This is a genomic window from Streptococcus mitis, from assembly GCF_047464965.1.
Lineage (GTDB): Bacteria > Bacillota > Bacilli > Lactobacillales > Streptococcaceae > Streptococcus > Streptococcus mitis_DU.
Map to the genome: position 1 here is coordinate 1 of NZ_JASHAT010000016.1, position 11094 is coordinate 11094.

Annotated in this window: 10 protein-coding genes; 9 read left to right on the forward strand and 1 reads right to left on the reverse strand. The window is 38.2% G+C overall.

Annotation, left to right across the window (positions count from 1 at the left end):
• Positions 1 to 133 precede the first annotated feature (133 nt).
• From QM408_RS08915 to QM408_RS08935, 5 genes are all read left to right on the forward strand, one after another.
• On the forward strand, positions 134 to 577 hold the full coding sequence (locus tag QM408_RS08915; RefSeq protein WP_414374302.1) for a DUF6036 family nucleotidyltransferase: 444 nt from the start codon (positions 134 to 136) through the stop codon (positions 575 to 577).
• A 599-nt stretch (positions 578 to 1176) separates the two neighbouring features.
• Positions 1177 to 2076, forward strand: coding sequence for a replication initiation protein (locus tag QM408_RS08920; protein ID WP_414374305.1), 900 nt, complete (start codon positions 1177 to 1179; stop codon positions 2074 to 2076).
• On the forward strand, positions 2067 to 2312 hold the full coding sequence (locus QM408_RS08925; protein ID WP_414374307.1) for a hypothetical protein: 246 nt from the start codon (positions 2067 to 2069) through the stop codon (positions 2310 to 2312). The genes QM408_RS08920 and QM408_RS08925 overlap by 10 nt, the downstream gene beginning before the upstream one ends.
• A 41-nt stretch (positions 2313 to 2353) precedes the next feature.
• Positions 2354 to 2479 (forward strand): hypothetical protein, encoded by a 126-nt coding sequence (locus QM408_RS08930; protein WP_414374310.1) that lies wholly within the window; start codon positions 2354 to 2356, stop codon positions 2477 to 2479.
• A gap of 1288 nt (positions 2480 to 3767) precedes the next feature.
• Complete coding sequence (locus QM408_RS08935; RefSeq protein ID WP_414374313.1) at positions 3768 to 5777, forward strand: hypothetical protein; 2010 nt, start codon at positions 3768 to 3770, stop codon at positions 5775 to 5777.
• A 784-nt stretch (positions 5778 to 6561) separates the two neighbouring features.
• Here the strand turns inward: QM408_RS08935 and QM408_RS08940 are convergent.
• A complete protein-coding gene (locus QM408_RS08940) occupies positions 6562 to 7335 on the reverse strand; it encodes a hypothetical protein (protein ID WP_414374315.1) in 774 nt (257 codons plus the stop codon).
• 918 nt (positions 7336 to 8253) lie between these two features.
• Here QM408_RS08940 and QM408_RS08945 point away from each other — a divergent pair.
• The 4 genes from QM408_RS08945 (at position 8254) to QM408_RS08960 (ending at position 10988) form a co-directional block, all read left to right on the forward strand.
• A complete protein-coding gene (locus QM408_RS08945) occupies positions 8254 to 8388 on the forward strand; it encodes a hypothetical protein (RefSeq protein ID WP_414374317.1) in 135 nt (44 codons plus the stop codon).
• A gap of 619 nt (positions 8389 to 9007) precedes the next feature.
• Positions 9008 to 10345 carry a RepB family plasmid replication initiator protein gene (locus QM408_RS08950; protein WP_414374320.1) on the forward strand — a complete coding sequence of 446 codons (1338 nt, stop codon included), beginning with the start codon at positions 9008 to 9010 and terminating at the stop codon, positions 10343 to 10345.
• Positions 10342 to 10581 carry a hypothetical protein gene (locus QM408_RS08955; protein ID WP_414374323.1) on the forward strand — a complete coding sequence of 80 codons (240 nt, stop codon included), beginning with the start codon at positions 10342 to 10344 and terminating at the stop codon, positions 10579 to 10581. Before QM408_RS08950 ends, QM408_RS08955 begins: the two co-directional genes overlap by 4 nt.
• Before the next feature lie 134 nt (positions 10582 to 10715).
• Positions 10716 to 10988: a hypothetical protein gene (locus tag QM408_RS08960; protein WP_414374325.1), complete on the forward strand. Its 273-nt coding sequence runs from the start codon at positions 10716 to 10718 to the stop codon at positions 10986 to 10988.
• Positions 10989 to 11094 lie beyond the last annotated feature (106 nt).

The following is an 11094-nucleotide window of genomic DNA, read 5'->3' on the forward strand; positions in this document are numbered from 1 at the left end:
ACCTTAACACCTTTCCAAAAAATAACCCTTCAAGATGCTTTAACAGAAGGCACACACACAAGAGAACACGTTTTGCAGGCGAACCGTAAAAGTCAGCCAAAAGATATTTTGAAACTCTTTAGAGAGGGTAACTATGGATAAGAAAGTTTTATTTGAGGCTCTCAATACAGAATTAGCCAAGGAAAATATTGACCTAGAAATTATCTGTGTTGGTGGTTTTGTTCTGGAGTATTACAATCTCCGAGGAACACAAGATGTAGATGCCTTTTATCAAGAAGATGCTAAAATCAGAAGCATTATTGAGAAAGTTGGCGATGATTTTGGTGTGAACGAACCTGAAGAATTATGGTTGAATAATAACGTTGCCAATATGAATAGAGTGCCGCCGCGGTCAATCTGTGAGAAGGCATTTAGCTATTCAAATTTGACTGTTTTTGTACCGCCATTATCCTACATTCTTGGTATGAAGCTAGAAAGCGGACGAGATAGGGATAGACAAGATGCAGGAGATATTATTAAGTTAATCAAAATCCGTTCCATAAAAGATGTTATCAGTTCGCTGAAGGACAATAATTAGCTAGAACGGTCCTCAGAGGCTCAGATTTGCCCGTAGCACAACTCTAGGGGGTAAGGTGGTATAATTATATTCCAAAACAAAAACAAGGGGCTTAGAGGGCGTTTTAGAAGCCCTTTTTGTTTTTTTCTTAAAGGTCTTAAATTTTAAAAAATCACTGTTGTATCAGATTTGCTTTGTTTAAAAAAAAAATAATAGTTTTTTATATCGTTTTAAACCTTAGAGCGCCAAGGGTTTTAGCCTTTATGAATAACATAATGTCGGTAGTTTTTAAAACTACACTTGTTCCATGATGATTCATAACTACATAGTGCTTTATAACTTACTAGAAACAAATAAAACTAATACCTTGTAAGCTATTTATATATTTGATTAATATTTAATAATATATTTAGGGGGTTCGCGAACCTTAGAGCGCCAAGGGTTTTCAGCTTTTATGAATAACAAAATGTCGGTTCTTCGATAACATTTTGTCGGTTCTTCGATAACATTTTGTCGGTTCTTCGATAACATTTTGTCGGTATATAAAAACATAAATTAAAACTTGTTTTTATAACAGAAAAATGGTATAATGAAAACATAAATTAAAAGAGGTTTCTATAATGGCTAACGAAGTTGTTAAACATCACAATGATTTGAATACTGTTATCATGCGGAAATGGACTGCTGAAGAGATGAATTTCTTCTTTGCCATTATTGCAAAAGCGAAGGATAAAGGCACTTCTGACCTCGTTTTCGACAAATATCAGCTAGCTGAACTAGCGGACTATACTATTCAACACAATAAGCGTTTCTATGACACGATGGATAGTTTATCCAACAACATTAGCCAACTGAGATACATCGAGAGAACGAGCAGGTCTGTTGAGTACATGCCACTCTTCACAAAATTCAGAGTAGATTGGGAAGATGATTTGTCAGACATGAAGGCGACAGTATCGCTTTCCCCGTACTTTGACTATATCTTAAACAGACTATCAGCCAATTTCACTCAATACGAATTGCAGGAATTCACATCAATTCGTTCAACATACGCCAAGACCGCTTATAGACTGCTGAAGCAGTGGCGTACAATCGGACGAAAAGAGTTTGCTATCGACGAGTTTAAGTTGCTAATGGACATGCCAAGCAGCTACAAGGCATGTCATATAGATAGGCTTGTCATAGCCCCCATCAAAAAGCAACTTTCGCCTTATTTTGCTGACTTGAAGGTAAAAAAAATAAAGTCAAACAAGCGAGGGAACCCCGTTCTAGGCTATGAATTTACCTGGCAGAAAGAAGTGACGGAGGCTTATGATCCAAATAAGTATGATAAGCTTAAAAAAGAAACTAAGAAATCTGCTAAATCAAACAATCCTAACTGGAGCAATCCCGATTATGTCAACACAACAAGCGAGGAGACGAAGCAAGAGCTTGAAGTGAAGAAGCAGGAACTGCTAGCACGGTTAGAAGCGTCTGCGATTGACGTGGACGTAGAGGAGGCTCAGAAGCCATGGGAGTAGCCAGAACGGAAGATATATTCGAGAAAACAACGGAGCTATACGAACGATTCTACGATGAGCATAATCTCGATGAAACCTCAGATTTCGGGCATTACACGAGGAAGCAGGCAATCATAGAGGCAGATTACCTCAACTCTACTCTTTGTGAGATTCTGGAGTATATTGATAACGGTGGAGAAGATGTTTCTGAAATCAAGAGAATCGCATTAGACGGGCTTTTTGAAAGCAGAATCTAGGAGGTTTTGTGATATAATTTTTAAAAAGCGAGGTGGTAGATATGTTGACAAAAAACGATGAACTGGAATACTGGTGGAACGTTAAAGATACTTGGGAAGATGCCGAACTAGAAGAAAACGAAGCGTCTATCCATGCGTATTGGAATTGGCTTGGTCCAATTTATTAGAATCTCGGAGGTGTTACCTCTGAGATTTTTGTATATAGACCCCGAATTTTCGTTTTTTCATGCAAAAATCACGCATTTTCTGCGTTGAGACGAGCATTCTGAGCGTTTTTCAGACTTTTTTCTGACCTATCTATCACGAAAATCTCCTAGAGTGCCAAGGGTTTGGGGCGTTTTTTGTATACTTTCTTTAAAGCAAGTATTTTTCCGAAAAATTAGCATTTTTCTGAAAGACAATAGGGGAAGCTTGGGAGCATTTTCTAGCTCTTGTCCATTTTTTGCGGTTCGAAAAATGGACTTTCCACGCTTTTTGTGGCTTTTGGCGTGGAAAGACTGCGGAGCTAAAATTTTTGCTATTCGAAAATTTTTGTGTAGGCAGGCTTGGGCGCACCTTGTGCGCAATGGACGAAGACCATTTTTGACGAAAAACGTCGGTTGCTCCCGACGCTTTTTTGATCAAAAATATGGCAAGTCCATTTTCTGACCGCATCGGCGGTCAGGCGTCTGCTTCGGCAGGCGCACGGGGTGAATTGGTCTACTAGACCAAGAGGGTTCTCCCTGCCCTCCGCAGGAGCGCCGTCTTTTTGTCTCTGACAAAAAGGAGAAGGCGTTACTCTTTGAAAAGAGTAACAGAAACTCTCTCTTAGTGAGTGCTGAAATTGTAAAATTTTGCTGATTTTGAGGGAGTGGACTAACTGGCGAGAATAGCGATAGCGCTCGCCTGACCGCTACGGCGGTCGGTCGGCTGAAAGACGACAACAACGGCGAAGCCCTTTTTTAATCGAGTTCAAGGCATTGGGCTAGATTTAATGGGCTTAATAAGTACCATGAAATCATGTGATTATGGGTTATATAAAGTGCCATAGAAAGCGAAAAAGTGGGAAATATACTGTCCCACTTTTTCGCTAAAATATGGGCAACTTACAAATCCATATTTTAGCTTTTTATGGACATATAATCTTTCCATAATACTGGAAAACATGGACAAGTTACTTACCGCTATTTTTCAAAAAATGGGCATATAATACCTCCATAAATCGAAAAATAATGGACAACTATAGTAAGCCATAAAATGCAAAATTATGGATATATTACTTTCCAATGTTTTTAGAAAAAATGGACATCTATAGTTGTCCATTTTTTAAATATTTTATGGACAACTTTATAAAAACATTGAAAAATCAAGGTTTTTAGAAAGTTTTGAAAAAGCGACACCGACATTTTTTATTTTTTAAAAAATATGGCATAATAGAATTAAGATGAATATTTTTATAAAAAGGAGGTGTATTTTATGCAGAAGATGGGTCTCTCAGTTACACATAGTGACAACAAGATAAATATCAAACACAACAACCGCAGTTTTGAAGAAAAAGAATGGGGACACACGACCAATAGCCATATAAACAGAGAGCTGACGCAGTACAATACTAGCTTCATTCAGCAAGACATTAAAGAGGCATATCAAGAAGCTTTCGGAGAACCGTTAGAAGAGTATAACGCCAAACAAAAGCGCCAAGACCGTAAAATAGACGACTATTACGAGTACATCAAGGGCTTAAACGACAGTCACAAGAAGAAAGGTAAGAGCAACGCAACAACCAAGTATAATCTGCAAGATGAGATTATTTTGACTATCGGGAATAAGGAAACATGGGACGAACTGCACCACCGAACTCTTACCTCAATCAACGACAAGCAGGAGGCGGAAAAAGTTTTCATCGAATATAAGAAAAAGCTTGCTGATGAAATCTTTAAGAACTTTTTAGAAGAGTTTCAAGCGAAACATAAACACCTCCACGTTTTCAATGCGGTGGCGCACTACGATGAGGCAGGAGCGCCCCACATGCACCTTACTTTCTTCGGAAAAGCCGAGGGTATGAAAAAAGGGCTACGCCTGCAACCTCGCACGACAAGGGCAATCGCTCAGGATTTAGACGGCGATTTTTATCAGAAAATGTTAGAGTCTGATCAAAAAAAGTACGACCTAGCCAAAGAGAACAGGGAGCGCAAAAAACAAGGTCTCGAAGCGCTACAGGGCGACCGCAAGGGCGACATGAGCGCAGGAATGAATGTGTATACGCAATTTTTAACGGAAACGAAGCAAATCCTTATCGATAAAGCTCGGGAAGTCGGTTTTGAATATGAAGCAGTAGGTAAGCACAATTGGGGCGACATGGACCATTTTAAAGAAGCCATGGCGCAAAAGAAAGAGGCTTTAGATAAAGAAATCAACGAGTACAAACAAGAGAAACAGGGGAAAATCAAGCGTTTAGACGAGGAAATCAGCAACAAGCGGACGCAGGCGCAGGAAGCTGAAAAGACGGCAAAACAGGCGAAAGAGGACGCTGAGAAAGCGGTACAAGAGAAAGCACAGGCTGAACAGGAAGCACGGCAAGCAGTCGAAAAACGTGACGAGGCAAGCCGAGAAGAGCGGATAGCAAAGCAAAATGCCGAGATAGCGCAGAAGAATGCGGAGAAGTTTAAAGCTGATTTAGAACGTGTTAAAGCTGAAAATGAAGCGAAAAAAGCGGAGCTGAACGAAAGGAAAGAAGAACTTTCTGAGATTAGCGAAAAAATCGCTGATCAAACTCTTGAACTTGAGGAAGCGAAAGAAAAGCAGGCGCAGGAGCTGGCACAACAACGAAAAGAGCTAGAAGCTCAAAAAGAAACACTCAAGAAGCAGGTAGAAGAAAATATAGCCAAAATCAACGAACAAAGGCAAGAAATTGGCAGGAATGAGAACAGGCTGGCGCAATACAATGAAGAGTATCGTTTTGTGACAAAACGAGATAACGCCTTAACGAGGCTGGAACAAGGCTTGCGAAAGATGGACGAACCTATCGACTACGAAAAGGAAGTAGGAGTGTCAAAAATTTTTCCAGGGAATGTCACAATGCGTGAAAAGATTTATAAGAAAATGCGTGAGAAAGCCACGTTTTTCGATACTTTCAGCGATTTGCGTGATACCTTGGTATCTGCAATCATGGAAAGTCCTATAGTCAAAAGGCTGCAGGAGCAAGTGATTTACTGGAAAAACAAGTTTTTCAGCTTGGAAAAGTCTTATAATAAGATGAAAGAGGACTTAGAAGAAGATATTTACGATTTAAAAGGCGATATAAACCTTTTAAATCGTGAGTTAGAAGACCATCGCCTTTTTGAGCACCAGTTCAGAAAATATCTCAAAGACTACGAGCAGGAGCAAGTCTTCGAGAAAATCCGTACACGTGAAGAAAAAGACATCAAAGAAAACGGCATTGAAAAGGCTAGAGAACCTATTGACGATTTCAGCTACGAACGATAGATAAGCCAAAAGACTAGCTAAAAGCTAGTCTTTTCCCATTTTCAAGTCCAGATAGTTATCTAGGAGCTTTATCTGCTTTTTCAAGTCTATCAGTTGGTTTTCCAGCTCTGTGAGGCTTGAATCAATGTTTAAGGCAATGGATTTTCTTTTGATTTCTAAAATAATATCTTTCATACTGAGATTTTAGCATGAAAAGATATTGTTTTTCACCTTATTCCTATTATGTTGCTTTTTGCTCCTGTAATGACTAAAACAAAAACAAACATGGTATAATATTTACATTCTGGCGCTATGCCTTCAGAAAGGAGGTGCCATCATGCTTAATTTGACTTTGTTTCTCGTTATCGTTCGATTAGTTATACCTTTAGCTTACGAGCTAGGGAAAAACTATGGTATGAAATGGATTGAAAAGCATTTTGACGACGACGAGGATTAGCGTCACTTTTCAAAAATAAAAAAAGCACCCTAAGTCTTGGCGGACAGGGTGTTTTTTTGCCATCATGCTAATGACTTTTTCTCGTTATGTACATTATAGCATTTAACTTTAAAAAAGGCAATCATTGGATTTGTTCATTTCATCATATCTGCAAAAATCGCAAAGATAGCTTTCGCCTTCGGTTAGCTCAGCGCCACAACGGGCGCAAAATTCTTTGTCAGTTCTATCGTAGTCCATATCTTTTAACCAGGTCTTCTGTTGTGAAATAAATCCCCTGCTCCATCTCTAGAATGCTTTGGTTTATCTCGGCTTGAAGCTTCTTAAATAGCTTTTCTTTCTCGTCGTCCATCAGTTCGTCATGCTTTCGTTGATGTGTCCTTCTTTGTCTATAGCTTCCATCTGCTCTTCTTGTAGCTTCTCAAAAGTAAGCAAGATTTGTTTGTTTTCTGTTAGACTACCGAAGAAATCCTCTAGCAAAGCCGAGAAAGTGAGCCCATTGCGCCCTTTCTCCAGCAATCCCTTTTCGGTAATCTTCTTGACAAGCTTCTGAACGTTAGAATAGCCGATTTCAGCGCCTTCAGCAGTTTGCTGAAGCGTGTCGAGATAGACTCTTCTGCCGTCTACCATAGAAGCCTTTCGCCACATATACACCAGGAGAGCTGGGGCGCTATCTTCATGCACGTCATAGGCGCTTAGAAGCTCTCTACACATGAGTTCTAAGAGGGCTTTCTCCATCATGCTCTTGAATGTTATCTCTAGCACTCTCGGCTCGTGGATAGCGTGCTTCTTCGCGATCATTTCAACGCTAGCATGGAGGTCTTCAGTCTTTCTCGCTTTCCTTCCGCTCTTTTTCTTGACTGCTGGTGCTTCAGATGGGCTTTCAAGGGTTTCGTTTAGGTTTTCAGCAACCTCTACAGGCGCTTGGGCTTGTTCCTCCAGTGCCTCTAGTGGCTCGTCAGACGGCATGACAATCTCTTCAATAAAATCATCGAAATCATCGTTCAGTTGTTCAAGCGTCTTTCCGTTAACGCTGGTAGCGTGTTGAGGCGGTGTGTACACCTTGTTTGTTTCAACACCGATGAATCCTCCGCCTAATACTCCTAGATTTCCGTTCTTGCTCATATCGTTTAAGCTCCTTTTCTTAATGTTTTATTAAAATCTTTTTATTTCTTTTTCTATGATATAAGTATACCTTATTATAATCTATTTGTAAAGAGTTTAATGAAACTTTTTTAAGATTTTAATAAAATAATTAAAAGATTTTAATAATACTTTATTGTAGTGAATAAAAGAAACTTGAAAAGGCTGCAAATCCTTGATATATCTACATTTATACTAATATCGTAGAGGGTTTTCTGTTTTGCTACTGCTTATCACTTTTTAGAAAGTCCTACGCTTTTTTGTATCATTGTATTGCTATTTTTTAAAAATCCTCTGTTTCTCTGTTTGTCTTGATTATATTATTAAAGTCTATTATTTTAGATTTTAATAATATATAATATTTTCCGATAAAATCCAATTCAGATTTTAATAAGAAGAAAAAGAGATTTTAATAATATATAATTAAATATTTCAATGATATACAGTAGTATATTTTAATAATATAAAAAAGAGAATTTAATAATATACAAGGATTTGTAAAATATATTGTTAAAATCTTTTTTATAATTATTTAATAACATATCTTTATATAATTAAAAGAGATTAAAGTATAATGTTTAATTATATGTAGAATAGATTTTAATAATATATAGGTATATCATTAAAAGGAATTATATAAGAGATGAACCCTTGATATATATAGCTTTATAACTTTACCATCAGGCGCTTTCGTGCGCCCTTTTATCTTTATCATCTTTGTTAAATTTCTATTTTTATAATTTTGTTAATTTGTATAATGATTTAGATTGTATTATTAAAATCTGTTTTGTAATAATTAAATAATATCAAATTGTATTATTAAAACCTCTATAAAAGGCGGAGATTTTTTTGAAATCAGGAAAAATGGTATAATAGAGCCATAGAAACGGAGGTCTGAGTATGAACGAAGAAGAGGAAAAAGAGCGGATATTCCGCGAATTGCAGGCAGAAATTAGAGCAGGGCTAGAAGCCTATGAGAGAGGGGAGTGTATCCCTCTGGAAGATGTTATCAGTTCGCTGAGGGGAACTAATTAGCTAGAATGTTCCTCAGAGGCTCATACGAGCCCGTAGCGCCATTCTAGGGGGTGGGGTGGTTAATTATATTCCAAAACAAAAACAAGGGGCTTAGAGAGCGTTTTAGGGCTGTTTCTGAACGCTGGTTATAAAACTCCCTGAAAGCTAGGTCATTAAGTTCCACCGTAAACTAATCTCTAGTATCACATTTTCTTTTTTTAGAAGAAAAAATATAGCTTTTTATAGCTATTTTAGCTTTTTAACCTGTTTGGTAGTAAGAAAACCTTTAAATCAATATCTTGTAAGCATATCCTCCTCCATCAAACCTCCTCCCTCCGGCAGGAGGAGTAAGAGGAGGATATTTTATATTATTTATCTATATTTCATTTATTTTAGATATTTAGGAAGATAAGAAATGGCTTTATATCGGGCACTATGGGCATTATACTAGAGATTTTTTTACGGTATACTAGAGATTTTTTTACGGTATACTAGAGATTTTTTTACGGTATACTAGAGATTTTTTTACGGTATACTAGAGATTTTTTTACGGTATACTAGAGATAGTTTTATAAAAATAATTGACAAGTCTCCAGTATAGTGTTATAATGCTATTAAATCAATGATATTGGAGTTTTTCATGACCAAAAAAGAAGAAAAAAATGAGTTGATACTTTCTGAAGCGATTAGAGGGCAATATCTCGTATGGCAGGCGAACGATTTAGCAAAAGCTTTTGGCAAATTGACCCTTTTTGAACACCAAATATTGGACTACTGCATTAGTTACGTCAAAAAAGATGATGAGAAAGATACGTCATACTCAACAACTGCGACAGAGGTTCTTGAGTACCTAGGGCTAGATGACGCAGGGTCTAACTACAAGCGTTTGGGTGTAGCTTTGAAAAAGCTAAAAAATGATACGCCTTTGCTTTTGCCGATCTATGAAGATAATGACCCCAATAAAGAACTTCTAGGAGTGTCTTTAAGTGCACTTTTTGAAGAAATAAACACGATGAAGACAGGAGAAATCGAGTTCGTTTTCTCTAAACGAGCGAGCCCGTTGCTTTTCGACCTAAAAAAGAAATTCTACACTTTCAAACTCGAAGAGCTTTCACGTCTGAAATCTAAGTATAGCGTCATTTTGATTAAACTGTGGGCTTCTTGTCGTAGGAAAGCAAAAGTGAAAACGGATAGTGGAGAGGCTTTTGAAAAATGGAAGCGTGAGACTATAATAAGGGCGACTATTGAAGACTGGCAAGTGTGGCTTTTAGGCGAAGGGCGAACTATGGAACCGTCTCAGTTCAAACGTGATTGTATTATGAAGGGGATGAACGAACTCAATAAACAAGAGGATTTTGAAGCTTCCTTGAAAATTCTTAAAAAAGGGCGTAAAGTTATTGGCTATGAAATGACCATTATTAGCAACCGTGGAAACAATAAGAACGTTCTTGAGGGGGAAGTTGTGCAACAAAAAGAAGCTCCTGCAAGCGACCTGGATCAGTTTTTTAAGGCATTCAAAAAAGTTACGGGCGTAAGCGTTACAAAAGGTCAGAAAGCCAAAACAAGTGAGCTTGCTGAAGCCTTTGAGGCTGGCGAGCGCCTACAAATCCTAGACTTTGCCCAAAAGCTTTTTGTAGAACATGGCGGACAAACCTACGCCTACCTGTTTGCAATCGTCACAAGATGGAAAGATAACAACTTGAAGACTTTAGCTGATGTAGAAGCTTTTTACAAAAAGGGGAAATCAGGGGCAGATGAGTCTAGCGAGTCCAATGTTCCAAAATGGAGCAACCCCGATTATGAGAATGAAATTAGCGAAGAATATATCGAAAAACTGATTGAAGCACAAAAGGCGCTAGGCATTTATGGTACTCCAGAAGCGGAAAAAGAGATTGCGGACAAGCGTGCAAAGCGGGCTGAGCTAGAAGCTAAGAAATGGGAACTTTTAGGAAGATTAGATAAAAAGGAGAACCTATGAAGCTAATTGTAATCAGAGATGAGAATGCGAGATTTTTCAAAAGCTATTGGAAAAAGTGGTATGAGCTGGGTAGAAGTAGGCAGAGATTAAGGCTTGAAGAGCGCCAACAAGCTCTTCATGACCTCATGGAGGTCTATCTAGGAGAGGATGGGTCTTTGGATGAACTGAAGAGAGAACTGCCTAGTATGGCTGATATAGCTGGCTTTGAAGACCGCTATAAGCAGGAGCAAAATTAAGATAAATCTAGAACTTAGAAAACAGCTTCTAAGCCCGTCAAATCAACGTTTGTAGCGTGTTTTTTGAGTCTGAAAAATGGTATAATAGAGGTAGAGATGAAATCTCTAAATTTAACAAAAAGGAGGTTTCCAAAATGGAAAACCGACACGATTTTGAACCTGGTATTCTGCTTACTGAACAGGAATGGAAGAAGCGAGGATATAAGCTAATTACAGGCGCATGGAGGAACGCAGTTAGAGGAGAAGACGGCACAGAACGTTATGACTATAATGCAGTCTGTCGCCTGAAACCAGCCAAGACGACAGAACTGACAACCATTCAATGGCTTGAAAAAGGATATGTACCGAAAGACGGAGCTTTCGGACGGGAAATGCACTATAACCCTAGAAAAGATGAGGGGGAATAATAATGACAACATGGTACGATTACATGGTGAGAGCTAGTGAACATGCTGGAAGTGACGGTGATTTGTGGTTTCGCTATCTTTATAAGGTCATTAAAGATGAGGAGAC

Bases quoted from the DNA above. Each gene is read 5' to 3' on its own strand.
- QM408_RS08915 (WP_414374302.1), top strand. From the start codon at position 134: ATGGATAAGAAAGTTTTATTTGAGGCTCTCAATACAGAATTAGCCAAG.
- QM408_RS08920 (WP_414374305.1), top strand. From the start codon at position 1,177: ATGGCTAACGAAGTTGTTAAACATCACAATGATTTGAATACTGTTATC.
- QM408_RS08925 (WP_414374307.1), top strand. From the start codon at position 2,067: ATGGGAGTAGCCAGAACGGAAGATATATTCGAGAAAACAACGGAGCTA.
- QM408_RS08930 (WP_414374310.1), top strand. From the start codon at position 2,354: ATGTTGACAAAAAACGATGAACTGGAATACTGGTGGAACGTTAAAGAT.
- QM408_RS08935 (WP_414374313.1), top strand. From the start codon at position 3,768: ATGCAGAAGATGGGTCTCTCAGTTACACATAGTGACAACAAGATAAAT.
- QM408_RS08940 (WP_414374315.1), bottom strand. From the start codon at position 7,335: ATGAGCAAGAACGGAAATCTAGGAGTATTAGGCGGAGGATTCATCGGT.
- QM408_RS08945 (WP_414374317.1), top strand. From the start codon at position 8,254: ATGAACGAAGAAGAGGAAAAAGAGCGGATATTCCGCGAATTGCAGGCA.
- QM408_RS08950 (WP_414374320.1), top strand. From the start codon at position 9,008: ATGACCAAAAAAGAAGAAAAAAATGAGTTGATACTTTCTGAAGCGATT.
- QM408_RS08955 (WP_414374323.1), top strand. From the start codon at position 10,342: ATGAAGCTAATTGTAATCAGAGATGAGAATGCGAGATTTTTCAAAAGC.
- QM408_RS08960 (WP_414374325.1), top strand. From the start codon at position 10,716: ATGGAAAACCGACACGATTTTGAACCTGGTATTCTGCTTACTGAACAG.